A 26,080-nucleotide genomic window follows, 5' to 3' on the forward strand; every position below is an offset into this window, starting at 1 on the left:
TGACACCGACCGTGAGAAGTCGTGTGTGCCGAACGCCGTTTCCGGCAGCCCGGAAACCGACGGTACTACATGAAAAGAATGCTGATTAACGCAACTCAACCCGAAGAGTTGCGTGTTGCACTGGTAGACGGCCAGCGCCTCTACGACCTGGATATCGAATCCGGTGCACGCGAGCAGAAGAAGGCCAACATCTATAAAGGCCGTATCACTCGCATCGAACCAAGCCTTGAGGCTGCCTTTGTCGATTTCGGCTCCGAGCGCCACGGCTTCCTGCCCCTCAAAGAAATCTCCCGCGAATACTTCAAGAAAGCCCCCGAAGGCCGCGTCAACATCAAGGACGTCCTGAGCGAAGGCCAGGAAGTCATCGTTCAGGTCGAAAAAGAAGAACGTGGCAACAAGGGCGCCGCCCTGACCACCTTCATCAGCCTGGCCGGTCGTTACCTGGTACTGATGCCGAACAACCCGCGTGCCGGCGGCATCTCCCGTCGCATCGAAGGCGAAGAGCGCAACGAACTGCGTGAAGCGCTGAACGGTCTGGTCGCTCCGGCCGACATGGGCCTGATCGTGCGCACTGCTGGCCTGGGCCGCAGCAGCGAAGAAATGCAGTGGGACCTCGACTACCTGCTGCAACTGTGGACCGCCATCAAAGAAGCCTCGCTGGATCGCTCCGCGCCTTTCCTGATCTACCAGGAAAGCAACGTGATCATCCGCGCCATCCGCGATTACCTGCGCCAGGACATCGGCGAAGTGCTGATCGACAGCGTTGAAGCCCAGGACGAAGCCCTGACCTTCATTCGCCAGGTGATGCCGCAGTACGCCAGCAAGATCAAGCTGTACGAAGACAGCGTGCCGCTGTTCAACCGTTTCCAGATCGAAAGCCAGATCGAGACCGCATTCCAGCGCGTCGTCGAACTGCCTTCCGGCGGCTCCATCGTCATCGATCCGACCGAAGCCCTGGTGTCCATCGACATCAACTCGGCGCGCGCCACCAAAGGCAGCGACATCGAAGAAACCGCCCTGCAGACCAACCTTGAAGCCGCCGAAGAAATCGCCCGTCAGTTGCGCCTGCGCGACATCGGCGGCCTGATCGTCATCGACTTCATCGACATGACTCCGGCCAAGAACCAGCGCGCCGTGGAAGAAAAAGTCCGCGAATGCCTGGAAGCTGACCGCGCCCGCGTGCAGATCGGTCGCATCTCGCGTTTCGGCCTGCTGGAAATGTCCCGTCAGCGCCTGCGTCCATCGCTGGGCGAAAGCAGCGGCATCGTCTGCCCGCGTTGCAACGGCACCGGCATTATCCGTGACGTCGAATCGCTGTCGCTGGCCATCCTGCGCCTGATCGAAGAAGAAGCCCTGAAAGACCGTACCGCCGAAGTTCGCGCGCAAGTGCCGATCCCGGTCGCTGCGTTCCTGCTCAACGAAAAACGCAACTCGATCACCAAGATCGAACTGCGCACCCGTGCCCGTATCGTCATTCTGCCGAACGATCACCTCGAAACGCCGCACTTCGAAGTTCAGCGTCTGCGTGACGACAGCCCGGAAGCTGCGACCAACCAGTCCAGCTACGAAATCGCTGCCGCCGCTGCCGAAGTCGAAGAAGTCCAGCCAGCTGCTGCGACCCGCACTCTGGTTCGCCAGGAAGCTGCAGTGAAAACTGCGCCCGCCCGTGCCAACGCACCGGTGCCGACCGAAGTTGCACCTGCCGCGCCTGCTCCGGCACCGGTTGCCGCACCTGAGCCAAGCCTGTTCAAGGGGCTGGTGAAGTCGCTGGTCAGCCTGTTCGCCACCAAGGAAGAGCCAGCCGCACCGGTCGCTGTTGCGAAACCGGCTGCCACCGAGCGTCCTGCCCGCAACGAAGAGCGCCGCAACGGTCGTCAGCAGAGCCGCAACCGTAACGGTCGCCGCGATGAAGAACGCAAGCCGCGCGAAGAGCGTGCGCCACGAGAAGAACGCGCCCCACGCGAGCCGCGCGAAGAGCGTCAGCCACGTGAAGCCCGTGAGCCGCGTGAAACTCGCAGCGAAGCGCCGGTAGCCCGCGAAGAGCGCGCACCACGCGCCCCGCGTGAAGAACGTGCACCGCGCGCACCGCGTGAAGATCGCAAGCCGCGCGGCGAGCGTGAAGAGCGCGTGCGTGAACTGCGCGAGCCACTGGACGCCGCGCCAGTCGCAGCCGCTGCAGCCACTGCAGCCGTGACCGCTGAAGAGCGTCCGGCCCGTCAGCCACGCGAAGAACGCGCTCCGCGTCCGCCGCGTGAAGAGCGTCAACCACGTGCCGAGCAGGCCGCTGCTGCCGTTGCTGAAGAAGAAGTGAACAGCAACAACGAAGAGCAACTGCCGGAAGACGGTCAGGACAACGCCGAAGGCGATCGTCCACGTCGTCGCTCCCGTGGTCAGCGTCGTCGCAGCAACCGTCGCGAGCGTCAGCGTGATGCCAACGGCAACGTGATCGAAGGTTCGGAAGAATCCGAGTCCGCTGAAAACGCTGGCGAGCCAAGCACTGCCGATCTGGCCGCTGGCCTGGCGGTCACCGCCGCCGTTGCCAGCAGCACCATCAGCGCTCCGGCAGAAGCCCAAGCCCACGAGCAGGCTGAACGCGCCACCGCTACCACACTGGAAACTGCTCCAGTCGAAGCGCCGGTTGTCGAAGCCTCCACTCCTGTGGAAGTGACTGCTGCACCGGAAATCGAAGTCGCCCCGGTCCGCGAAGCTCAGCCTCAGGTTGAAGTGGCTGCCGAACCAGAAGCTGTCGTGGAAGCGCCAGCTGCTGCATCCGAACCAGCGACCGAAACCGTCAGCGAAAACGTGACCAAAACCGTACGTGAAGTTCGCGAAGAGCAGACTGCGTTCAACTGGGTTGCCGAGCCGGCTGTGACCGAAGCTCCAGCGCCAGTCGCTGAAGCCGAAGTGCCGCAAGCCATGGTTTCCGAGCCAGTAGTTGCAGCAGCAGAGCCGGCGCCGACACCAGTGGTTGAAGCTCCGGTTGCCGAAGCTCAGGTTGATGAAGCGCCAGCCGCAGTCGAAGCGCCAGCCCCTGTGGTTGAAGCACCGGCTCCGGTCAGCGCCCTGACGCCAAACGGCCGCGCGCCAAACGACCCGCGTGAAGTGCGTCGTCGCAAGCGTGAAGCCGAGCGTCTGCAGAAGGAAGCCGAACTGGCTGCCGCTGCGGCCCCTGTGGCTGCCGAACCAGCCCCTGCGGCTGAAGTGGTCGAGGCAGCCCCTGCCCCGGTCGCTGAAGAAGCATCGGTTGAAGCGGTGATCGCTGAAGCACCACGCTCCGTTCAGGACGCGGTAGAGCAGCGTGAAGAAGCTCAGGAAAAAGAACACGAGCCTAAACCACTCGTGTAATTCCTGAAGCCATTAAAAAGCCCCGCCTGGTGAAAGCCTGGCGGGGCTTTTTTATGCCTGAAATTCCAGCATCATCCGGAATCTTTGTGGGAGCGAGCCTGCTCGCGAAAGCGCTGGGGCAGACAATATTCATGTAACTGAACCAGCGCATTCGCGAGCAGGCTCGCTCCCACAAGGCATTTCAACACGGCTCAGGGCTGAGGAAATACCAGAGATTCAGGCACATCGATATCCCACAACACACCAGGATCATCCACCGCCACTTCCACCACCCGTCCCTGCGCAAACAACGGCCGTGCGCCACGATCGCCGGTCAGCGTCTGCAACTGCGCGCCAAACGATCGACCAAACCCCACCGGATGGCCAAACTCGCCATCCAGTACCGGCACGCTCACCGCGTCATCAGCCATCGCCGCAACCACTCGCTCGATACTCGAAGGCAAGATAAACGGCATATCGCCGAGCACAATCAACCAGCCATCAGCCTCCGGGCAAGCGGCAACACCTGCGGCAATGCTGTCGCCCATGCCGGTCGATTCGATCGACACCACGTCGCAGCCGTAAGCCTGGGCCATGCGCATCGCCTGCGGTCGCGCTTCGGTGGTGACCAGTACACGTTTGTCGAGACTGGCCGGCAGGTTCACCAGCACCTGCTCGATTACCGAGCGAACCGCGCCGTCGCGCCCGGTGCAATCAGCGAGCAATTTGTCTTTGTCTGGCCCGGCGATCTGGCGAAAACGATTGCCCTCGCCCGCCGCCAGCACGATCACTGCGATGGATTGGCTCATGCACCCTCCAGCGGTTTTTTCTGTTTCAACTCCACACCGTTCTTGATCGCAACAATTTCCGCCAGCAAGGACAATGCGATCTCTGCTGGCGAATGACTGCCGATGTGCAGGCCGATCGGCCCGTGCAAGCGATCAATCGACGCTTGCGACAAGCCTAGCTGAGCCAGATTTTCCCGGCGCTTCTGACTGTTGACGCGCGAGCCAAGCGCGCCGACGTAAAACGCCGGCGAGTCCAGCGCGGTGAGCAAAGCCATGTCATCCAGGCGAGGATCGTGGGTCAAGGCGACAATCGCCGTGCGTTCGTCGGTCTGGATGTTCAACACCGCCTCGTCCGGCATACCGGGAACGAAACGGCCATGCTGCTCTTCCCAGCCGTAAACGAATTCGGTGCGCGGATCGCAGATCAGCACTTCAAAATCCAGCAGCCGCGCCATGTCGGCAACGTAGCGCGACAACTGCCCGGCGCCGATCAACAACAGGCGCCAGCGCGGGCCGTAAATTGCTCGCAGGACTTTGCCGTCGAATACCAGCGAGTCGGATTTAGTGGCCGGTGCCAGCAGTACCGCGCCGGTTTCGATGTTCAATTCCCGGGCAACGATTTCGTGGTTTTCGCAACGCTGCAGCAGCTCGGCCACCCACGCCGGGTCACCGACGCGCTCTTCGGTCAGGCGCAAAGTGCCGCCGCAAGGCAAGCCGAAACGCGCGGCCTCCTCACGGGTCACGCCGTAGGTAATCATCTGCACTGGCGGACCATCGGCGCCGATGCGACCGTCGTGCAGCCGCGCGATCAAGTCATCCTCGACACAGCCGCCCGACACCGAACCGATCACCACGCCGTCCTCGCGCAAGGCGAGCATGGCGCCGGGCGAGCGCGGCGCGGTGCCCCAGGTCTGCGCCACGCTGAACAGCACCACCCGCTGTCCGGCGCGGCGCCACTCGAGGACGCTGCGCAGGACGTTGAGATCGACGCTGTCCATTACGCTTGCGCCTTCTGCCAGCCTTGCAACTGATACCGCACCGGCAGATTGCGAATGCGCTTGCCGGTGGCGGCGAAGATCGCATTGCACAGCGCCGGGGCAATCGGCGGCACACCCGGCTCACCAACGCCACCCAACGGCACGTCACCCGGCGGCGTGACCAGATGCACCGCAACTTCCTTCGGCGCCAGCGACATGCGCGCGACTTCGTACATATGGAAGTTGTCCTGCTGCACCTTGCCATCCTTGAAGCTGATCTCGCCGAGCACGGCGTTGCCCAGGCCCATGACGCAGGCGCCTTCGAACTGCGAACGGATACGCTCAGGGTTGATCTGCGGCCCGCAGTCCACGGCGATGTCGGCCTTGTGCACGATCAGCGAACCGTCGTCCTTGACCTCGACTTCGATCACTGCCGCCACATAGGTGACGAAGCTGTAATGCACCGCCAGACCGAGGCCACGGCCCTTGGGCAGTTTGCGCCCCCAACCGGCGGCCTTGGCGGCAGTTTCCAGCACCGAGCGCATGCGCCCGGTGTCGATAGGGTAACGCTCGGGCGACTCGCCGTAGTTCCACTCTTCGCTCAAGGTGCGTGGATCGATCTGCCGGTCCGGGCCGAGCAGTTTGATCTGGTACTTGAGCGGATCTTCACCGGCCTTGTGCGCCAGTTCGTCGACGAAGCTCTGAATCGCAAAGCCGTGGGGAATGTTCGAGACCGAGCGATACCAGCCGACCCGCGTGTGTACCTTGGCTTCAGGGTTTTCCAGGCGCACGTTGGGAATCGCGTAGGCCATGTTGGTAAAGCCCATGCCCAGCTCGAACGCCGCCTCATGGTTCATATCCGGCGCAAACAACGCGGTGATGCTCGGCGCCACGGTGCGATGCAGCCAACCGGACGGCATGCCGTTCTTGTCGATGCCCGCCTTGAGATATTCCGCCGACACGGTGTGGAAATACGAATTGTGGATGTCGTCTTCGCGCGTCCACTGCACCCGTACGGCCTTGCCCGGAAACTCCTTGGCGAGAATCGCCGCTTCAACGACGAAGTCTGGTTTCGACTTGCGCCCGAACCCACCGCCCAGCAGCGTTACGTTGACGGTGACCTTTTCGAACGGCACGCCCAGACGCTCGGCGATGCGCTCACGGGTGACCTGCGGTGCCTGGCTCGGCGCCCAAGCTTCGCAGACGCCGTCCTTGAATCGCGCGATGGCCACCATCGGTTCCATCGGCGCCTGCGCCAGGTGCGGCAGGTAATACGACGCTTCGAGGGTGCTGGCGGCGCCGCTCAAGGCCTTGTCGATATCACCGGTGTTGCGCACCACTTTGCCGGCCTTCAGCGACGCGGCTTCAAGTTCCTTGCGATAGGCAATCGAGTCATAACTGGCGTTCGGGCCGTCATCCCACTCGATCTTCAGCGCCTCGCGGCCCTTGATCGCCGCCCAAGTGTTGCTGGCCACAACCGCGACGCCGCCCAGCGGCTGGAACTCCGATGGCAATGGCCGGCCTTCGATCTGCATGACTTTCAGCACGCCGGGGACTTTCAGCGCGGCGCTGTCATCGAGGCTTTTGACCTTGCCGCCATACACCGCCGGGCGGGCGATGGTGGCGTAGAGCATGCCGTCGAAATGCACGTCGGCGCCGTACACTGCGCGGCCATTGACGATATCGGCACCGTCGATGGCCTTGGTGCCTTCCTTGCCGATGTAGCGAAATTCCGACGGCTGCTTGAGACGCAGGCTGTCACGCGCCGGTACTGCCAGCGCACTGGCCGCAGCGGCGAGTTCGCCGTAGCCCAGTTCACGGCCGGACGGTTTGTGAATGACCTTGTGCAGTTGCGCATGGCATTCGCCGACCGGCACTTTCCACTGCGCAGCGGCCGCCTGTTCGAGCATGGTCCGCGCGGCGGCGCCGCAACGACGCATCGGTTCGTACCAGTGACGCATGCTGCGCGAACCGTCGGTGTCCTGATTGCCGAAGCGCACTTCGTCACCCGGCGCCTGCTGCACTTTGACCTGCGCCCAATCGGCTTCCAGCTCATCGGCAACGACCATGCTCAGACTGGTGCGCACGCCCTGGCCCATTTCCGAACGGTTGCACACCACGGTGACACTGCCATCGGCAGCAATGCTCACGTAGACCTTGGGATCATCGATCCAGCCATTGGGCATGCCGTCGGCGCCAAATTTCTTGTCATCGGCCAGCGCATCCTGCCAGCCCCAGCTCGCGGCGAGGACCAGCGCACTGGTGGCGCCGACGCCTTTGAGAAAACCACGGCGGCTGAGATTGCTCAGGGCGAAATCATTCGGGACGCGGCTCATGCCTTCACCTCCTTCAGGTGGGTGGAGGCCTGGCGGATCGCGGTTTTGATCCGGTTGTAGGTGCCGCAGCGGCAGATGTTGCCGACCATGGCTTCTTCGATCTGCTCGTCGCTCGGATTGGGGTTGGTTTTCAGCAGAGCGGTGGCCGACATGATCTGCCCGCCCTGGCAATAACCGCATTGAGCCACGGCGCTGTCGAGCCAGGCTTGCTGCACGACCTTGCCTACCGGGTCGGCGTGGAGATTATCGATAGTGGTGACGTTCTGGCCGATCACCGAGCCGATCGGCGTGATGCAACTGCGAGCCGGCAAACCGTCGATATGGATGGTGCAGGCGCCGCACAGGCCCATGCCGCAACCGAATTTGGTGCCGTTGTAACCGGCGACGTCACGAATCGCCCAAAGCAGCGGCATGTCTTCGGTGACGTCGAGGGAGTGGTCTTGACCGTTGAGTTTCAGGGTAATCATGGGCACGCCCGCATATTTTTTAGTGGTTGTGGGGTACATCTTAGCGGCAAGCTGCAAGCTGCAAGCTGCAAGTGAAGGCGCGTCCGATTCGCTTGCAGCTCGTAACCGCGCCTTGGGTGGAGCAAATGATTGGTATCGTTAGGTGGCTAAGTTAACCCAGCATTAACAAAAAAGCCCTGCTTATACAGGGCTTTTCAGCTGCAAGTTTCGAGCTACGAGCTGCAAGTAAAAGCGGCAAGTAGCTTCTGGCACAGTGCAGCTTGCCGCTCGAAGCTTGAAACTTGCAGCTGCCTCAATAACGATTGGGCTCCATTTCCAGTTCGACATGGAAGCGCTCGGCGATGTCTTTCTGGATCCGTTGCGCCAGGTCGAGCAGTTGCAGGCCGGTGGCCGTGCCGTAGTTGACCAGCACCAGCGCCTGCAACTTGTGCACGCCGGCATCGCCGTCGCGAAAACCCTTCCAGCCAGCGCGTTCGATCAGCCAGCCAGCGGCCAGTTTCATCTGCCCGTCCGCTTGCGGGTAAGCCACCAGATCCGGGTGCTGCGCTTTGATCCGGGTGACCACAGCGGCAGGCACCAGCGGATTCTTGAAGAAGCTGCCGGCATTGCCGAGCAGCGCCGGGTCCGGCAGTTTTTCGCTGCGGATGCTGCAGATGGCGCGGCTGACGTCGCTGGGCGTCGGCTGCTCGATGCCCTGCTCGCTCAGGCGCTGACGCACCGGGCCGTATTCCAGATGCAGGTGCGCCGCGCGATCCAGCTTGAAGCGCACCCGCAGGATCAGCCAACGTCCCGGCTGCTGCTTGAACAGGCTGTCGCGATAGCCGAAGTTGCATTCTTCCAGGCTGAAATCCCGCAACTCGCCGCTCTCACGATCCAGCGCAGTGAGGCCGGCAAACACGTCCTTGATCTCGACACCATAGGCGCCGATGTTCTGCATCGGCGCGGCGCCGACGGTGCCGGGAATCAGGCTGAGGTTTTCCAGCCCGGCAAAACCCTGGGCCAGCGTGTGCTGCACGAACGGATGCCACGGTTCGCCCGCTTGCGCCTCGACAACCACGCGATTGCCATCGTCGCTGAGCACGCGGATGCCGCGTGTAACCATGCGCAACACCAACGCCGGAACATCTGCCGTCAGCAACAAGTTGCTGCCGCCGCCGATCACCAGCAACGGCACGTCATCGGAGGCGGCATAGGCCAGCGCTTCGCGGACATCGTCATCGCTGTGGGCTTCGGCAAACAGCTGCGCGCGCACATCAACGCCGAAAGTGTTGAAGGCTTTTAGTGATACCTGCGGTTGGACCAGCAGACTCATAAGCGCCCCTTCACTTCGATCAGCAATTGGTCGCAGGCCGCTTCGATCAGATCCAGCACCTGCTCGAAACCCTGATCACCGTCGTAATACGGGTCCGGCACTTCATCGACCAGCCCGGCATAACGGCGCAGAAACAGATCCAGTTCGGCCCTGCCAGTGGACGGCTGCAAGGCCTTGAGGTTGCGCAGGTTGCTGTTGTCCATGGCGAGAATCAGGTCATAGCTGGCGAAATCAGCCCGGCTGACCTGCTGCGCGCGTTGCGTCGACAGGTCATAACCGCGCAGTTTCGCCGCCGCCTGGCTGCGCTTGTCCGGCGGGTTGCCGACGTGCCAGTCACCGGTGCCGGCGGAGGCCACTTCGACCACGTCCGCCAGCCCGGCTTCACGCAACTTGTGGCGCAACACGCCTTCGGCGGTGGGCGAACGACAGATGTTGCCCAGGCACACAAACAGAACGCGCATCAGGCCCCCCAGCAGGCGACGAACCCGCTCAAGGTCTTCAACGGTGTCGACACCGGTCGGCGGCGCGATCAGCGCATCAGCAACATGGATGCGCACGCCATGCCACAAGGCACGCAGTTGTTCGAGGGATTCGGTGTTTTCCAGCCAGCATGGGCCCCAGCTGACGAAATCGTGGAGGAACCCGGCACGGTAGGCGTAGATGCCGATGTGGCGGCGATAGGGCACGCCTTCCGGCAGTTGTTCGCGGCTCTTGGCGAACGCATCGCGGGCCCACGGCAAGGTTGCTCGACTGAAGGTCAGCGCGAGGCCGTTGATATCGCTGGCGACCTTGACCACGTTGGGATTGAACAGGGTTTCCACGTCTTCGATCGGCTCAGCCAGCGTGGCCATGCGCGCTTCGGTGTGAGCGGCAAGGTTGGCGGCGACCTGATCGATCACACTCGGCGGAATCAGCGGCTCATCACCCTGCACATTGACCACGATCGCATCAGGCGCAAGACCGAGTTTGGCTGCGACCTCGGCCAGACGATCGGTGCCGGAATTGTGATCTTCACGGGTCAGCACCACTTCGGCGCCAAAGCTTTTGCATGCCTCGACGATGCGCGCATCGTCAGTTGCAACAACGACGCGGGTCGCGCTGCTTTTGCTCGCCTGTTCCCAGACATGCTGGATCATTGGCTTGCCGGCGATATCCAGCAACGGCTTGCCCGGCAAACGGGTCGAGGCGAATCGCGACGGGATGACAACGGTGAAGGCTGTAGTCATTTATCCAGACGCTCGTCGGTGGTCAGGGTGCGCGCTTCGCTTTCCAGCATCACCGGGATGCCGTCGCGGATCGGATAGGCCAAGCCGGCGCCCTTGCTGATCAGTTCGGTCTTGTCGGCGCTGAGCTTGAGCGGGCCTTTGCACACGGGGCAAGCGAGGATGTCGAGCAGTTTGGTGTCCATGAACATTCCCAGAAATAAAAGAGTTAAGGCAACAGACGATCCGGCAACAGGCGCATCAGTTGGGTGTCGAACCAGGCCACGAAGGCCGGCGACGGCACGGCGTCGACCGCCAGGTACCACCAGTCGGCAGTGGCGAAGGCACGGCACTTCACCGCGTCCTTTTCGGTCATCACCAACGGCAATGACGGGGTGAAATTCAACGCCTGCACGCTGTACTCGGCATGATCGGCAAACGCATGCGGGACTGGCCGCCAGTCTAGCGCTTCAAGGGTATTGAAGAAACGTTGTGGATTGCCGATGCCGGCCACCGCATGCAGCGCTTGTCCGGGCGGAAAATGCCCAAGTGACTGACGTTCGCCGCTGCGCAGATTGACCAGCGCCGTAGGTTGCAGGCGAAAGGCGAAACCATCGTCGCGATCAGCCAAGGCACCGTTGAACAATACGCCGTCAACGCTTTGCAGGCGCTCGACCGGCTCACGCAACGGCCCGGCCGGCAGACAGCGCTGGTTGCCCAGCCCCCGTGCGGCGTCGATCAGCACCAGTTCCAGATCCCGCGCGAGGCGATAATGCTGCATGCCGTCGTCAGACAGAATCAGGTCCAGCGGTTCACTGGCAATCAAGGCTTTGACGGCGGCGCTGCGATCAGGGTCGATCATCAGCGGCACACCGGTGCGCTGGACGATCAGCAACGGCTCGTCACCCGCTATCTCGGCGCTGTGCTCGGCCTCAACTCGCCATGGCAATTGCGGCGGCTTGGCGCCGTAACCGCGACTGACCACGCCGACACGCAGTCCACGGCGCCGGCAATGTTCGATCAGCCAGAGAATCATCGGCGTCTTGCCGGTGCCACCGACGGTGATATTGCCGACCACGATCAGCGGCACGGGCGATTGGTAGATCTCACCTTCACCATCGAGAAAGCGCTGACGCTTGTTGATCACCACGCGGCGATACAGCATTTCCAGTGGCCGCAGCAGCGTCAGGGCCGGGTGCCCCTGATACCACGCGGCGAGCAGGCGATCAGACAGGCTCATCAGGATTTCGGCGCCGCCTCGACCGTGGTCATGCGGAGGTGGCTGAAACCGAGCTTGCCGGCCGCGTCCATGGCGGTGATCACCGATTGATGCTGGGCCTTGCCATCGGCACTGATCGACAACGGCATGTTGGTGTCACCGTTGGATTCTTTCTGCATGGCTTCCATCAGCGTCGGCAGGTCATTCTTCGGCAGAATCTTGTTGTTCACCGAGAACACGCCTTCGGCACTGATCGCGACATCCAGCTGTTTGACCTGCTGATCTTCGGCAGGCGAACCGCTGACCGCTTCCGGCAAATCGACGCGTAACTGGGTTTCACGGGTGAAGGTGGTAGTGACCACGAAAAACAGCAGCAGGATAAACACCACGTCGATCAGCGACGCGAGGTTGATGTCTACGGTTTCCCGGGGCTTGCGACGGAATTTCACGCTTTGCCCTCGGCCAGATCGACATCACGGTCGCCCTGCACCACTTCCACCAGTTTGATCGCTTCCTGCTCCATGCCGACCACCAACTCGTCGATACGGCGCTGCAAAAACCGGTGGAAGAACACCGCTGGAATCCCGACCATCAGGCCCGCTGCGGTAGTGATCAGCGCTTTGGAAATGCCGCCGGCCAGCACCGAAGCATTGGTCGTCATGCCGGACCCGGTGAAGGCGCTGAAAATGTCGATCATGCCCAGCACGGTGCCGAGCAGGCCGAGCAACGGCGCCATGGCAGCGATGGTGCCCAGGGCATTGATATAGCGCTCGAGCTCATGAATGACCCGCGCGGCGGCCTCTTCGATGCACTCCTTCATGATCTCGCGACCATGCTTGGAATTGGCCAGGCCTGCGGCGAGGATTTCCCCCAGCGGCGAATTGGCGCGCAATTCCTTGAGTTTTTCCTTGTTGAGCTGCTTGTCCTTGATCCAGACCCAGACCTGACCCAGCAAATGCTCGGGGGTGACGCGACTGGCGCGCAGTGTCCACAGGCGTTCGGCGACGATCGCCATGGCCGCGATGGAACTCAGAATGATCGGCAACATCATCCAGCCGCCGGATTTGACCAATTCCCACACAGTGACAGTCCCCTCGAAAAAGTGCGCCACTTTACCATACCGATCCGCGATTAAGATCCGCCGCCCCGACGACCGTGAGGTGGCAACCATGCTGGCACCGATCAACGGCCGGGCGCCGGCGGCTCGCGCCAGAAACGCCGCTGTTGATGCATCGTCCACGGCGGCTTGAAGCTGCCCAGTCGCAAATGAATGGCACCTTGTTCGGCGCTGTCGTAGATGCGCAGACCTTGTTTGCGGTAGCGCGCCAGCACGGTCGGGTGCGGATGACCGAAGGCGTTGCCGTGGCCACGGGAGATCAGCACCGCTTCGGGCTGCAAGGCTTTGAGCAGGGCCATCGACGATGAACTGCGACTGCCGTGATGGGGCGATTGCAACCACTGCGTCGGCACCGCCAGCGGGCTGTCGAGCAGGACGCGCTCGGCGTGAGCGTCGATATCGCCGGTGAGCAGCAGGCGTTCGCCGTTGGCTTCGACCTGCAAGACACAGGAGCGCTGGTTACTGTCATCGGCCGCCGACCATTGCCAGAGCTGGAACTGCACCCCATCCCACTGCCACTGTTCGCCGCTTGCGCAGGCTTCAGCGTTCAACTCCGGCGGCAGATTCGGCGGATCGCCGCTGACCACGCGGTGCACGTTCAATCCACGCATGATCGCCCGGGCGCCGCCAGCGTGATCGGCGTCGGCATGACTGAGCAGCATCAGGTCGAGCGCTTGCACATTCAGTTTGCGCAGCGCTGGCAGCACCACCCGCTCGCCAAGATCGAACTCGCCGAAACGCGGGCCGGCATCATAGAGCAACGTGTGATAGCGGGTGCGGATGAGGATGGCCAGGCCCTGGCCAACATCCAGTTGCCAGACATCGGCCCGCCCTTCCTCTATTCGCTCTCGGGGCGGCAACACCAGAAGCAACAGCAGCGGCCAGCCCAACGGACGCATTGGCACGCCACGGGGCAACAGCAATAAAATCGCGCCAAGGCTGCCCAGGACCAACGCCCACCATGGAATGGCGGCTGGTATCCACGCCGGCCATTGCCCGGCAATCAGCGCCAGCCCGATAAACAGCCAGTCAATCAAACCACCGGCCAGCCATAACAGCCCTTCGCCGACATGAGGCACGGGTAGCAATAGCGTGCCGAGCAACGCCGGCGGCAACACCACGAGGCTGACCCACGGTACGGCCAACAGATTGGCGACAGGCCCGCTGACGCTGATCGGCAAGCTCAGCGCCAGCAACACCGGACACAAGCCTATCGCGATCAGCCACTGCGCGCGGGTCCAGGTCTGCCACCACCGCCAGGCCCCCAGCCGCCCGCCGAAGGTGAAAATCAGTATCGCCACCGCCGCGAAGGATAGCCAGAAACCCGGGCGCAAACTGGCCAGCGGATCGAACAACAGCACGCCATTGAACGCCAGCAACAATGGCCACCACGCCCCGAGATGGCGAAAACGCAGACGCCACAGCAGCACCAGCGCCACCATCACGCAGGCACGCTGCACAGGCACATCGAAACCCGCGAGCAAGCCGTAACCCAGCGCCGCCGCGAATGCCAGGCCACACGCCCACGGCAACCATGGCCAGCGCACCGGCCAGATTCCGAAACGCGCCAGCCCGGCTACCAGCAGATACATTACAGCGGCGAGCAAACCGATGTGCTGACCGGAGATCACCAGCAAATGCACGGTCCCGGTGTCTTGCAGAATCGCCCAGTCCTCGCGACTCAGACCCGAACCATCACCGAGTACCAGCGCCGCCAATGCGCCCTCTCGTCCTTGCGCATCCACCGTCAGCAGGCGCTGCCGAACGCCGTCGCGCCATGCATGCCGGGCCTCCGTCAGACGCTGGCCATCCTTGATCGTGCCGGTCGCACCGATCCGTTGCGCCAGCAGCCAGGCCTCGTAATCGAAGGCGTCCGGGTTGAGCAAGCCACTCGGGCGCTTCAATTTCACCGCCAGACGCCAACGCTCACCACTGTTGACCGGCGCCCCAGCGTACCAGGCCAGACGCAGCAGCGATGGCAGTTTCTCGCGGCGAGAAAGCGCATCAGCCAGCTCGAAACGCACCACGCCGTCGCCGTGCTGCGGCAAGCCGACCACCCGCCCTTCGAGCCAACGGGTTTCGCCGTCCAGGCTCGGCGACAAGCGGTCATTCAGAGCCCACTGCGCACTGAGACAAGCCCATGTGAAACCGAACAGCAATAACGCCAATGGATAGCTGCGAAACGGCAGCAACATCAGCGCCACCATTGGCAGCAACAGCAACCAACCGACCGGCGGCAAGGCCGGCAAAAAAACCGGGGCCAGCAGACCGACTGCCAGCGCCATCATCCCTATGCGCATATGCCCGTCCTTGAGAGTCCCCTCCTTAGGCATAGCGGGTCTGCGGCACCACCGTCGTCAACAATTGTCACAAAGTCTGAATGGGCGGCTCGTAGAATCCAGACATACTTGCCGCCTTAACCGACCGAGAAGCCTTATGCCCCGGCGCTTATTCAAACGTTACATGCCCGACCCGACGAGCATCAGGGAACACAAATCCTTACGCTTTCTCGGCAAGTTGCTGCATGACCCGAATCTCTGGCACCTCAATCGCCACTCGGTCGCCCGGGCGATGGCGGTCGGCCTGTTTGCGGCGTTCCTGCCGATACCGGCCCAGATGCTGGTAGCGGCGGCATTGGCGGTGATGGTGCGCGGCAACATGCCAATCGCGGTGAGTCTGGTCTGGCTGACCAACCCGATCACCATGCCGGCGGTGTTCTTCTGTACCTACCAGGCCGGGGCATTCCTGATGGACGTGCCGGCGCGGCATCTGCCGGACGAGCTGACCTGGGAATGGATCAGCGGCGAACTGTCGACGCTGTGGCAGCCGTTTCTGCTCGGCTCGGTGGTTGTCGGTCTGGTGCTGGGCGTGCTCGCGTACTTTCTGGTGATGTTGTACTGGCGCTGGTGGGTGGCGCGGCAATGGCGACGGCGCAAGCAAAGTCGGCAGAAATGAATGCAAAACGGCCTCCGCGATGGGAGGCCGTTTTTTGTTGTCGGACGTCGACCTACACGATATCGCGTGCTTCAGGTACGCATCCCGCGCCCGCTCACCAGCAACCGCGCACAGCCGAGATACAGCACCACGGTCGCCACCAGCATGAAGGTAATGGCGATGCCAATGCGGATATCCGAGACACCAAGGATGCCGTAGCGGAACGCGTTGACCATGTGCAGCACGGGGTTGGCCATCGACACGGTCTGCCAGAACGGTGGCAGCAAGGTGATCGAGTAGAACACGCCGCCCAGGTAGGTCAGCGGAGTGAGCACGAAGGTCGGGATGATCGAAATATCATCGAAGTTGCGCGCAAACACCGCGTTGATAAAGCCCAGCAGCGAGAAGATCGTCGCGGTCAGTACCACTACCAGAATGGTCACGCCGAGGTGATGCACCTGCAGATGGGTGAAGAACAGCGACAGGATCGTCACGATCAGCCCCACTGCCAGACCGCGCAATACGCCACCAATAGTGAAGCCGATCAGGATCGTGTGCGGGGACACCGGCGAAACCATCAGCTCTTCGATCGAACGCTGGAACTTGCTGCCGAAGAAGCTCGAGACCACGTTGCCGTAGGAGTTGGTGATCACCGACATCATGATCAGACCCGGCACGATGTACTCCATGTAGGTGAAGCCACCCATGTCGCCGATCTGCCGGCCGATCAGGTTGCCGAAGATCACGAAGTACAGAACCATGGTGATCGCCGGCGGCAGCAACGTCTGCGGCCAGATCCGCATGAAGCGTTTGACCTCGCGGTAAACGATGGTTTGCAGCGCGACGAGGTTGGGACCGAACTCGGAACTCATACCGCCACCTTCGACAGATTTTTCTCCACCAGGGACACGAACAACTCCTCGAGGCGATTGGTTTTGTTACGCAGGCTCAGCACTTCGATGTTCTGCTGCGCCAACTGGGTGAACAACGCCGTGATGCCCATGGATTTGTCGACCTGGACTTCGAGGGTATGGCCGTCGAGCAAGCGGGCCGGGTAGCCGAGCAATTGCGGCGCCGCGTGCAAGTCGTGTTTCAGGTCGAGCAAAAAGGTTTCCACATGCAACTGGCCCAGCAACTGTTTCATGCTGGTGTTTTCGACGATGGTGCCGTGGTCGATGATGCCGATATTGCGGCACAGCTGCTCGGCCTCTTCCAGGTAATGCGTGGTCAGGATGATGGTGATGCCCTTCTGATTCAGCTCGGTGAGGAAGGTCCACATCGAACGGCGCAGCTCGATATCGACGCCCGCAGTCGGCTCATCAAGGATCAGCAGGCGCGGTTCATGCACCAGCGCACGGGCGATCATCAGACGCCGTTTCATGCCGCCGGACAGCGAACGTGACGGCACATCGCGCTTGTCCCACAGGCCCAGCTGGGTCAGGTACTGCTCGGCGCGTTCCTTGGCGACTTTCGCCGGAATGCCGTAGTAACCGGCCTGGGTCACGACGATGTCGAAGGTCTTTTCGAACTGGTTGAAGTTGAATTCCTGCGGCACCACGCCGATCGAGCGCTTGAGCGCCGCCGGGTTCTTGTCCAGGTCATTGCCGAAAATATTCACGGTGCCGCTGGTCTTGTTGACCAGCGTCGAGAGGATGCCGATGGTGGTGGATTTGCCGGCGCCGTTGGGGCCGAGCAAGGCGAAAAAGTCACCTTCGGCGACGTCCAGATCGATACCACTCAAGGCCTGGAACCCGTTGCCGTAGGTTTTGGTTAGCTGCCGGATGGACAGAGCGGAACTCATATCGGATTTACGCACCAAGAAGGAAGGAAAGGAATAGATAAGGGCGGGCGGCGAGGGAAACAACCGCGGCGCAAGTTCGCAATGGTGCTTGCCGCCGCCGCACAAGTACAGTCAAGTGTGTCGATAGTAATTATCAAGTCAACGCGGTCATGACCGCCTTCTGATAGGCCGCACGCTGCTTCAAACGTTCATACCAGGCTTGCAGATGCGGTTGCGGGGCGCGCTCGATGGGCATTTCGAACCAGGCATAAATGAAGCTGCCCAAAGGGATGTCACCCATGCCGATGTCATTGCCGGAGAGGTAAGGCTGGCTGATCAAGGCGTGATCGACCATGTTCAACAGTTCATCGCATTCCTTGATCGCGGCGTTGATCGCCTTCCAGTCCTGCTTCTCCGCAGGCGTACGCAGCACACCCCAGAACACCGTGCGAAACGGCCCGGCGAAACTGGAAGTGGTCCAGTCCATCCACTTGTCCGCTGCGGCGCGGGCTTGCGCATCCGCCGGATACCAGGCGCTGTCCGGGGCGTGTTTGGCCAGCAGATAGCGAACGATGGCGTTGGATTCCCACAGCACGAAACCATCATCCTCGATCACCGGTACCCGGCCATTGGGGTTCATCGCGCGGTACTCGGGCGTATCGACCACCCCGAACGCGCCGCCGGCATCGATGGCCTCATACGCCAGGCCAAGCTCCTCGGCAGCCCACAAGGGCTTTCTGACATTCGATGAATTTTTCCGTCCCCAGATCTTCAGCATGACCGCCTCTTTGCATGTGAGTGGACGGCCAGCATACGCCGGATCAGGTGCGACTCAAATCGGTCTGCATGTCGCCCAGCAGCATCGGCAACTGCTCACTGAACAGATGCGGGTAGCACTTTTGCAGGTGCTCGAAGAAGAAGGTTTCCGGCACGTCGGTGAACTGGCCGTGATCGAGCAGATACTCCATCAACTGCGCGCCGTCACGGTTGAACGGGTGGAAAACACTGTCATTGATGCCATCGAATTCCAGCGCTGCGACGTTGAACAACTCGCACAGTTGCTGGTTGAACGCTGGCGTCGCCTTGACCCAGCGGCCGTCGAGAAACAGCTCGGTGTAGCCATGCATGGCAAACACATCGCTTTTCAACAATTCGAGCAGACGCGGCGTCGACAGATGATTGCGCACATCGGCCAGACCGATGCGCGCCGGGATCCCGCAATGCCGCGCACAACCGGCAAGCAGCGTGGCTTTCGGCACGCAGTAACTCTCCCCCGCTGCCAGTGCGTAACTGCCGCACAGGGTTTGCGGATCACGACTGAAGGTGTATGGGTTGTAGCGCACCGCCTCGCGCACGGCGTAATACAGACTGACCGCCTGCTCGCGCGGCTCATTACTGGCACCGCGATGCCGCTCGGCGAACTCCACCACCGCCGGGTGGTCACTATCGATGAAGCGGCCGGGGCTCAGATACTCGTGCATGACGGCAATCTCCTGGATGAGTCACGAGTCTAGCGACAGCCCGAGCACAGAGATAACGACGTTTCGGCCAAACCTGAAAGCAAAGCTGCGCAGCAACGAACGATTTCCCACACGTGTTGCCCACCGAACCTACGAAAACCATCCGGGGTTTCCCACGATTTCAATCACCATGCTCTGACCACCCTTATTTGCAGATGCCGTCTAAGCTCTGGAGGGTCGATTTGCCTTGGTTCACGGAGGACTGAATATGCTGTTGTTGTGGATACTGGTTTTGATCGTCGGCGTGGCGTATCTCGCCCATCGACGCATCGCCCCGCTGCCCGCGTTGGGCATCGTTGCGGCCTATCTGGTCGCCATGGGGATTTTCAGTCACGCGCCGGGCTGGCTGCTGTTTGTCTTCTGGGTTCTGTTGGCGGTGGTCGCTGCGCCGTTGTTGCTGCCCGACCTGCGCCGTAAACATTTCACCGCGCCACTGTTCAACTGGTTCCAGAAAACCCTGCCACCCATGTCGCAGACCGAACGCGACGCGATCGACGCCGGCACCGTGTGGTGGGACGGCGAGCTGTTCAGCGGCCGTCCGGACTGGGACAAACTGCTGTCCTATCCCAAGGTGCAGCTGAGCGAAGAAGAGCAAGCCTTCATCGACGGCCCGACCGAAGAACTCTGTGCAATGGTCAGCGACTGGCAGATCGGCCAGTCCATGGACCTGCCTCCCGAGGCCTGGACGCACATCAAGGAACACGGCTTTTTCGCCCTGATCATTCCAAAGGAATACGGCGGCAAAGGCTTCTCCGCCTACGCCCACTCCCAAGTGGCAATGAAACTGGCCACCCGCAGCGGCGACCTCGCCTCTACCGTGATGGTACCCAACTCCCTCGGTCCGGCCGAATTGCTGCTGCATTACGGCACCGACGAACAACGCAATCACTACCTGCCGCGCCTGGCCCGTGGCGACGATATTCCATGCTTCGCCCTTACCGGTCCGCTGGCCGGTTCCGACGCCGGCGCGATGCCCGACACCGGGATCATCTGCAAAGGCCAGTGGGAAGGACAGGAAGTTATCGGCCTGCGCCTGAACTGGGAAAAGCGCTACATCACCCTCGGCCCGGTCGCGACCCTGCTTGGCCTGGCATTCAAGGCTTATGACCCGGAGCATCTGCTCGGTGAAGAGGAAGACCTCGGCATCAGTCTGGCGCTGATCCCGACCGATACCGCAGGTGTGGAAATCGGTCGTCGTCACCTGCCGCTGGGCGCCGCGTTCATGAACGGCCCGAACTCCGGCAAGGATGTGTTCATTCCGCTGGACTACCTCATCGGTGGTCAGGAAATGCTCGGCAAAGGCTGGATGATGCTGATGAACTGCCTGTCGGTGGGGCGTTCGATCTCGCTGCCAGCAGTGGGCACCGGCGCCGCCAAGTTCACCAGTCTGGTCACCGGCCAGTACGCGCAGATTCGCGAGCAGTTCAATGTGCCGCTATCCGCTTTCGAAGGCATCCAGGAAGCCATGGCGCGCATCGGCGGCAACGCCTGGATGATGGACGCCGCACGGATGCTCACCGCCAATGCGGTGGATCTCGGCGAAAAACCTTCGGTGCTGTCGGCAATACTCAAATATCACCTCACCGAACGCGGTCGCGAATGCATCAGCCACGCCATGGATGTGCACGGCGGCAAAGCGATCATCATGGGGCCGAACAACTACCTCGGCCGCAGCTGGAACGGCGCGCCGATCTTCATCACGGTCGAAGGCGCGAACATCCTGTCGCGCAACCTGATGATCTTCGGTCAGGGCGCGATCCGCTGCCATCCGTTCGTACTCAAGGAAATGGCCCTGGCCGGTCGCGAGGACAAGGATCAGGCACTCAAGGAATTCGACGGCCTGTTGCTCAAGCACATCGGTTTTGCCGTCAGCAATGCCGCCAGCACACTGGTGCTGAACCTCGGGCTCGGTCATTTCGAACATGCGCCGGGTGACAGGATCAGCCAAGGCTACTTCCGTGCGCTCAACCGTCAGGCCGCCGCATTCGCCATGCTCGCCGACTTCAGCATGATGCTGCTGGGCGGCGAACTGAAACGCCGCGAACGCCTGTCGGCACGCCTCGGCGATGTACTGAGCAACCTGTATCTGGCCTCCGCCGCGCTCAAGCGCTATCACGACCTGGATTCGCCGGCGTACATGGAGCCGCTGTTCCGCTGGGCCATGGAAGAAAGCCTCGGCCAGTCGGAGCGTGCGCTGGATGAACTGCTGAGCAACTTCCCGAACAAGGTCTTCGGCTGCCTGCTGCGGGTCATCGTCTTCCCGTTCGGTCGCCGTCACAAAGGCCCATCGGACAAACTGGGGGCCGAGGTCGCTGCGGTCATCGGTCGCGCCAAAGGCGATCCGGCGCTGGAAGAACTGCTCGCCGGCTGCTACCGCCCGCAATCGGCGGACGATGCCGTAGGCGCGCTGCAACACGCCAGCGACCTGCTCAACGCCGCGCAACCGCTGCACAAAAAACTGCACACCGCACTGAAAAGCGGCCAGGTCAAACCGGCAGCCGGCGAACACGCCATCGATGCCGCGCTGGAAGCCGGCGTACTGCAAGCCGTCGAAGCGCAAAGCCTGCGCGACGCCGAAGCGGCCCGCCGCAAGGTGATCGACGTCGATGATTTCGCCAAAGAGGAACTGACCCAGGCAGCGGGCAAAGTCCGCTGATCCCGGTTTATGTGAAAAAACGGCGCGAGGGCTTTATACTCCCGCGCCCGTTTTGCTCTTGAGGACTTATCTCGTGTCCAACGTCGTTGCCGATCATCTCGTGTTGCTCGACCACCTGCGCAGTATCCTGGTCGCCGTAGGTGAGGCCGAACAAGTGCCCGAAGAAAGCCATGCCCTGTTCCTCGAGCGCTTCGACGAACTGCTGGCCTCCCTGCCGATCGACCCTATCGAAAGCCAATACCTGGGCCAGGACATCCTCACCCAAGTCATCAGCCGCTACCCGCAAATCGCCCACCTGATCCCGCGCGACCTGCTGTGGTTCTTCGCCGGCGACTGCCTGCACTACCTCTCCGACGAAGAAATCGACCTGTACCAGGCCCTCGAAGAACGCCGCTACGAAGCCGAACAGAACGACGAACCGTTCGACTGGAACCAGGAAAAACAACTGCTGGCCATGTCCGCGCAGGACAGCAAGCACTGATTCTCGACAGGTAATCAAAAGACCCGCACTGGTGATTCCATGCGGGCCTTTTTTTCAAGATCAAAAGCCCCCTCACTGCCCTCTCCCACAGGGAGAGGTGACTGACCGCATTGTTTGGGCGAGGCACGCCGACCTGCGATACCGAGTCGAATGCAGATTTGGGAACGCCAAAAATCGGCTCCCTCTCCTTGGAGTGAGGGGAAAATTCACCACAAAACCAGAGCCAGACACCACCCGCTCCTAACCACTCAAAACAATGAGCGTTAGCTCGAGTACCGCTCTTGATCTTGATCCACCAGCGACGTCGGAAGGCTGAGTGGAGGGATTGATCCGGGCGTGGGAGCGCAGCGACCGTCTGGCGCAGCCAGACACAGCGGAAGGAGGTGCAGCGAAGCAAACCGTAGCCGCTGCGCCCGGATCGATCCCGCAGCGAAGGAACCCGAGCCTGCGAGGGCCGAACGCAGGAGCGAAGCGTTTTGGTTACTTTTGGGCGTCTGCAAAAGTGACCCGCTGTAAGAGCGGAACCGTAATCCGCATCACCCGCAGAAACGGATATTCACCCAAAACCCCAAGAGCCTGGTCGGCCCATAGGCCGCCAAGCCCCCCCCCAAAAAAACCTCAAAGCAACCCCTCACTCTCCGGCAGCTCATACGCCACAGCCGCATTGCTCCCGCCCACCGACTTCCCGGGCTTGCCCAACGTCGGCTCCTTCTGCAAACACTCCACCAGATAATCAATGAACACCCGCAACTTCGGCGGCAGATAACGCGTCGGCGAATGCAGCAACCACAACCCACCATGATAGGAAGCCAGAAACGTCCAGTCCGGCAGCACCTGCACAATCAGCTTCTGCTCCAAGGCGTAACGCGCCGTGAAATACGGCAGACTGCCAATCCCGATGTGCTGCAACACCGCTCCCAACCGCACGCCAGTGTGATTGGCGGCATAGCGCCCACGCACACCGACCGTCACCGCCTTGCTGCCCTTCTTGAATTTCCAGCGCGCATCGCTCGGCGTTTCGCCCAGATAAATACAACTGTGATTGAGCAAATCGTGAGGATGCGTCGGCGTGCCATGTTCGGCCAGATATTGCGGCGTGGCGCAAAGCAAATGATCGATGGTCAGCAACTGCCGCCCGACCAGACCCGCCGGCGGGCGATCAGTGATGCGTATCGCCAGATCAACGTGATCATCGATCAGATCGACCTGACGATCCTCCAGCAACAACTCGACATCGACCTTGGGATAACGCCGCAAAAACTCCGGCATGTGCGGATGAATCACAAAGCGCCCCACCGCTTTCGGCACGCTGACCCGCACCAGACCTTCGGCTTCGTGGGTGAACTGGCCGCTGATTTCCATCACCGACCTGGCCGCGCTGACCATTTCCTGGCAACGCTTGAACACCTCTTCGCCGCCATCACTCAAGCGCAATTTGCGCGTGGTGCGTTGCAGCAAACGCGTGGCCAACGCCTTCTCCAGGCGGGAAATGCTACGGCTGACCGCCGAGGGTGACGAACCCATCTGCCGGGCCGCTTCAGAGAAGCTGCCGGTCTCGACGACCTTGACGAAAATCGCCATTTCACCCAGCAGCGGCAGCGGAAGATTGATGCTCACAACGCACAAGTCCTTTGATGTTGGGATGGATTATCACGTTATTGCACGATTCATATAATAAAAACAGAACTTCGATCAGGGCATGGAATATGACGCTTCGCCTGTTTTTTCACAGTGATGACCTCAAGGCGAATGTCGAAGTCCTCGACTGCACACCCCACGAGAACGAATTCGCCGTAGTGCTGCGCGCTACCCTGTTTCACCCGCAGGGCGGCGGTCAGCCTTGCGATACCGGCTGGATCGGTGAAAGCCGGGTGTCGCGAGTGGTGCAGGAACCGGAGCGCATTGTGCATTTCGTCGACCGCCCGCTGCCGCTGGGCATGACCGCTATCCGCATCGATGAAGAGCGCCGCCGCTTCAACACACGCATGCACTCGGCCGGGCACCTGATCGGCCATTTCATTCAGGCCATGGGCTGGATGCCGATCAAGGCACACCACTGGCCGGACGAAGGTCGAGTGCAATTCAAGCCAAGTGATGGCGCTGAAGAAGTCGATGCACCAACCGTACAAACCGGCATCGAGCGGTGGATCGAACACGATCTGCCGCGCCTGACTTCACTGCGCGAAGGCGCGCGGGAAATCAGTTTTGGTGAACTGCCAGCCTACGGCTGCGGTGGCACCCACGTACGCAGCCTGAAGGATCTGGGCACAGTCACGATCGCGTCGCTTTCGCAGAAGAAAGGCACGTTGTCCGTCCACTACAGCGTGGATTGAGCATTTCGGACGTTGCCATCGCGCAACGTCCGACGCCGGGGAACCGCACTCGCCGGTTCCGTTGACTATCGATAGATGGACCTAAAACAAATGATGCTAGACGTCGAGCGTCTCGATGAGACGTGCATAAAAAAACTGGCCAACGAAGAAGTCCTCGCCATCCGCGTCAAACGCTTTCTGCCCGAGCCGCTGGCGATCGAAATTGGTGACAAGATCCTCGCTCCGGGCTTTGAGGGCTACATCAACGCGCCGAGCATCGGCCGTATCGGCATGGCCTTTTACGAAGCGGAAAACCAGCCGCTGTTGATCGAGGACTACTTCGAACGCGCCACCCGCAACATCGACGAATTGCGCCAGCGCTGCGCGCCCTACTCCTCGCCGATCGACACCTTGCGCTGCATGCTCGACGAATCCTGGCCCGCTGGCGCGCATCTGGAAAACCTCTACGGGCGCAAGATGTATGTCGGCTTGTCGCGCGTAGTCAAACCCGGCGTGTGCTTTCTCGCTCACCACGACATCTTCGCCAAGGACGCCCCGGACAGTTTTCAGGCGCGCAGCCTCGAGGCGCAATTCGCCTGCAACGTCTACCTGAACATGCCCATCGAGGGTGGCGCCCTGCAGATGTGGAATGACCACATCACCCCGGATCAATTCGACGAAATGCGCGGCGACAGTTATGGCATTGAGCCGTCGCTGCTGGGGCCGCCGGCGCTTGAAGTGCGACCCCGGCCCGGCGATTTCATCATGTTCAATTCGCGGCGCATGCACTCGGTTACACCGGGCGTGGCCGACCCGCGTTTGAGCCTGTCGTTCTTTGTCGGCTATCGCGGCAATGCTTCCCCTCTGACTTTCTGGAGCTGACATGCTTTCCAATTACCTGGGCGAGTTTCTCGCATTGGCCACCATCCATTTTCTCGCCGTGGTCGCACCCGGCCCGGACTTCGCCGTGACCATTCGCCAAAGCGTGCGCTTCGGTCGGCTCGTCGGCATCTGCACCGCGCTGGGCATCGGCGCGGGGATTTCCGTGCACGTGCTGTATACCCTGCTCGGCGTCGGCGCCTTGATGCACACCACACCGTGGCTGCTGACGGTGGCCAAAGTGGTCGGCGGGGCCTACATCCTCTATCTGGGCGTCAGCCTGATTCGCAGCAAACCCAAGAGCAGCGTCGAAGGCGAAAAAACCGCCGATGAGCCGCTGGTTGAACAGTCATTGTTCAAGGCATTCAGCACCGGTTTTCTGACCAACGCCACCAACCCCAAGGCCACGCTGTTTTTCCTGGCAATTTTCACCACGATCATCAGCGCCAGCACGCCGCTGCAGATCCAGGCGTTCTACGGATTGTGGATGTGCTTCGTCAACGCGCTGTGGTTCGTCATCGTCGCGCTGTTTTTCTCCAGCAACAAAGTGCGCCTGCTGTTCATGCGCCTCGGACACTGGTTCGAGCGCAGCATGGGCGTCATCCTGATTCTGTTTGCCGGACGCCTGATGCTGTCGATGTAAGCCACACCAAAAAAGTCCCGGCGGCAGCTGCCGGGACTTTTTCATTAGTGCGCCTCTTTTGCATTTCTGTGCGACAGATCATGTTTACGACTCCCTCTCCCAGCGCTTGCAGTGTTAGGTTTACAAAATGTTT

General features: G+C 61.4%; 23 protein-coding genes and 1 pseudogene. 7 read left to right on the forward strand and 17 right to left on the reverse strand.

What is annotated here, in order from left to right; translation table 11 throughout:
* The first annotated feature begins 69 nt into the window (after positions 1-69).
* Positions 70-3,345 (forward strand): ribonuclease E, encoded by a 3,276-nt coding sequence (gene rne, locus AB4N53_RS12150; protein ID WP_460120741.1) that lies wholly within the window; start codon positions 70-72, stop codon positions 3,343-3,345.
* 191 nt (positions 3,346-3,536) lie between these two features.
* Here the strand turns inward: rne and AB4N53_RS12155 are convergent, their stop codons facing one another.
* The 12 genes and pseudogenes from AB4N53_RS12155 to AB4N53_RS12210 all read right to left on the reverse strand — a co-directional run bounded on the left by AB4N53_RS12155 (position 3,537) and on the right by AB4N53_RS12210 (position 15,042).
* Positions 3,537-4,133, reverse strand: coding sequence for a nucleotidyltransferase family protein (locus AB4N53_RS12155; RefSeq protein ID WP_460120743.1), 597 nt, complete (start codon positions 4,131-4,133; stop codon positions 3,537-3,539).
* Positions 4,130-5,110, reverse strand: a complete 981-nt coding sequence (locus tag AB4N53_RS12160) for an XdhC family protein (protein ID WP_460120745.1) — start codon at positions 5,108-5,110, stop codon at positions 4,130-4,132. The genes AB4N53_RS12155 and AB4N53_RS12160 overlap by 4 nt, the downstream gene beginning before the upstream one ends.
* Positions 5,110-7,425 (reverse strand): xanthine dehydrogenase family protein molybdopterin-binding subunit, encoded by a 2,316-nt coding sequence (locus AB4N53_RS12165; protein ID WP_460120747.1) that lies wholly within the window; start codon positions 7,423-7,425, stop codon positions 5,110-5,112. The genes AB4N53_RS12160 and AB4N53_RS12165 overlap by 1 nt, the downstream gene beginning before the upstream one ends.
* On the reverse strand, positions 7,422-7,892 hold the full coding sequence (locus tag AB4N53_RS12170) for a (2Fe-2S)-binding protein (RefSeq protein WP_016771000.1): 471 nt from the start codon (positions 7,890-7,892) through the stop codon (positions 7,422-7,424). Before AB4N53_RS12170 ends, AB4N53_RS12165 begins: the two co-directional genes overlap by 4 nt.
* A 292-nt stretch (positions 7,893-8,184) precedes the next feature.
* On the reverse strand, positions 8,185-9,204 hold the full coding sequence (gene murB / locus AB4N53_RS12175; RefSeq protein WP_460120750.1) for a UDP-N-acetylmuramate dehydrogenase: 1,020 nt from the start codon (positions 9,202-9,204) through the stop codon (positions 8,185-8,187).
* Positions 9,201-9,665: a low molecular weight protein-tyrosine-phosphatase gene (locus AB4N53_RS12180; protein WP_076563814.1), complete on the reverse strand. Its 465-nt coding sequence runs from the start codon at positions 9,663-9,665 to the stop codon at positions 9,201-9,203. Before AB4N53_RS12180 ends, murB begins: the two co-directional genes overlap by 4 nt.
* Positions 9,666-9,668: 3 nt before the next feature.
* Positions 9,669-10,430, reverse strand: a pseudogene (gene kdsB / locus AB4N53_RS12185) (3-deoxy-manno-octulosonate cytidylyltransferase); the annotation flags it as partial.
* Entirely contained in the window at positions 10,427-10,612 is a 186-nt protein-coding gene (locus AB4N53_RS12190; RefSeq protein ID WP_003179363.1) for a Trm112 family protein, read from the reverse strand. The gene AB4N53_RS12190 and the pseudogene kdsB, both read right to left, overlap by 4 nt.
* Before the next feature lie 23 nt (positions 10,613-10,635).
* On the reverse strand, positions 10,636-11,646 hold the full coding sequence (lpxK, locus tag AB4N53_RS12195; RefSeq protein WP_460120752.1) for a tetraacyldisaccharide 4'-kinase: 1,011 nt from the start codon (positions 11,644-11,646) through the stop codon (positions 10,636-10,638).
* Positions 11,646-12,074 (reverse strand): ExbD/TolR family protein, encoded by a 429-nt coding sequence (locus AB4N53_RS12200; protein ID WP_041479458.1) that lies wholly within the window; start codon positions 12,072-12,074, stop codon positions 11,646-11,648. The genes lpxK and AB4N53_RS12200 overlap by 1 nt, the downstream gene beginning before the upstream one ends.
* Entirely contained in the window at positions 12,071-12,706 is a 636-nt protein-coding gene (locus AB4N53_RS12205; RefSeq protein WP_016771007.1) for a MotA/TolQ/ExbB proton channel family protein, read from the reverse strand. The genes AB4N53_RS12200 and AB4N53_RS12205 overlap by 4 nt, the downstream gene beginning before the upstream one ends.
* A 101-nt stretch (positions 12,707-12,807) precedes the next feature.
* On the reverse strand, positions 12,808-15,042 hold the full coding sequence (locus AB4N53_RS12210) for a DNA internalization-related competence protein ComEC/Rec2 (protein WP_460120754.1): 2,235 nt from the start codon (positions 15,040-15,042) through the stop codon (positions 12,808-12,810).
* 136 nt (positions 15,043-15,178) lie between these two features.
* Between AB4N53_RS12210 and AB4N53_RS12215 the strand changes: the two genes are divergently transcribed.
* Complete coding sequence (locus AB4N53_RS12215) at positions 15,179-15,697, forward strand: DUF2062 domain-containing protein (protein WP_434766380.1); 519 nt, start codon at positions 15,179-15,181, stop codon at positions 15,695-15,697.
* A gap of 71 nt (positions 15,698-15,768) precedes the next feature.
* Here AB4N53_RS12215 and AB4N53_RS12220 read toward each other — a convergent pair whose 3' ends face one another.
* The 4 genes from AB4N53_RS12220 to AB4N53_RS12235 all read right to left on the reverse strand — a co-directional run bounded on the left by AB4N53_RS12220 (position 15,769) and on the right by AB4N53_RS12235 (position 18,937).
* A complete protein-coding gene (locus AB4N53_RS12220; protein ID WP_460120756.1) occupies positions 15,769-16,548 on the reverse strand; it encodes an ABC transporter permease in 780 nt (259 codons plus the stop codon).
* Positions 16,545-17,477, reverse strand: a complete 933-nt coding sequence (locus AB4N53_RS12225; protein WP_041479460.1) for an ABC transporter ATP-binding protein — start codon at positions 17,475-17,477, stop codon at positions 16,545-16,547. The genes AB4N53_RS12220 and AB4N53_RS12225 overlap by 4 nt, the downstream gene beginning before the upstream one ends.
* A 133-nt stretch (positions 17,478-17,610) precedes the next feature.
* Positions 17,611-18,234 (reverse strand): glutathione S-transferase family protein, encoded by a 624-nt coding sequence (locus tag AB4N53_RS12230; protein WP_460120758.1) that lies wholly within the window; start codon positions 18,232-18,234, stop codon positions 17,611-17,613.
* 43 nt (positions 18,235-18,277) lie between these two features.
* Complete coding sequence (locus tag AB4N53_RS12235) at positions 18,278-18,937, reverse strand: transglutaminase-like domain-containing protein (RefSeq protein ID WP_460120760.1); 660 nt, start codon at positions 18,935-18,937, stop codon at positions 18,278-18,280.
* 247 nt (positions 18,938-19,184) lie between these two features.
* On the opposite strand from AB4N53_RS12235, the gene AB4N53_RS12240 reads away from it, so the two are divergent.
* Complete coding sequence (locus AB4N53_RS12240) at positions 19,185-21,632, forward strand: acyl-CoA dehydrogenase (protein WP_460120762.1); 2,448 nt, start codon at positions 19,185-19,187, stop codon at positions 21,630-21,632.
* 73 nt (positions 21,633-21,705) lie between these two features.
* Entirely contained in the window at positions 21,706-22,113 is a 408-nt protein-coding gene (locus tag AB4N53_RS12245; protein WP_039760212.1) for a PA2817 family protein, read from the forward strand.
* A 618-nt stretch (positions 22,114-22,731) separates the two neighbouring features.
* On the opposite strand, the gene AB4N53_RS12250 is transcribed toward AB4N53_RS12245, so the two are convergent.
* Complete coding sequence (locus tag AB4N53_RS12250; protein WP_460120764.1) at positions 22,732-23,730, reverse strand: LysR family transcriptional regulator; 999 nt, start codon at positions 23,728-23,730, stop codon at positions 22,732-22,734.
* An 89-nt stretch (positions 23,731-23,819) separates the two neighbouring features.
* Between AB4N53_RS12250 and AB4N53_RS12255 the strand changes: the two genes are divergently transcribed.
* The 3 genes from AB4N53_RS12255 to AB4N53_RS12265 all read left to right on the forward strand — a co-directional run bounded on the left by AB4N53_RS12255 (position 23,820) and on the right by AB4N53_RS12265 (position 25,947).
* A complete protein-coding gene (locus tag AB4N53_RS12255) occupies positions 23,820-24,446 on the forward strand; it encodes an alanyl-tRNA editing protein (RefSeq protein ID WP_460120766.1) in 627 nt (208 codons plus the stop codon).
* A 90-nt stretch (positions 24,447-24,536) separates the two neighbouring features.
* Positions 24,537-25,307 carry a 2OG-Fe(II) oxygenase gene (locus tag AB4N53_RS12260; RefSeq protein ID WP_460120768.1) on the forward strand — a complete coding sequence of 257 codons (771 nt, stop codon included), beginning with the start codon at positions 24,537-24,539 and terminating at the stop codon, positions 25,305-25,307.
* Position 25,308: 1 nt separating this feature from the next.
* Positions 25,309-25,947, forward strand: a complete 639-nt coding sequence (locus AB4N53_RS12265) for a LysE family translocator (RefSeq protein WP_016773667.1) — start codon at positions 25,309-25,311, stop codon at positions 25,945-25,947.
* Positions 25,948-26,080 lie beyond the last annotated feature (133 nt).

The organism is Pseudomonas sp. H3_E04, from assembly GCF_054668915.1.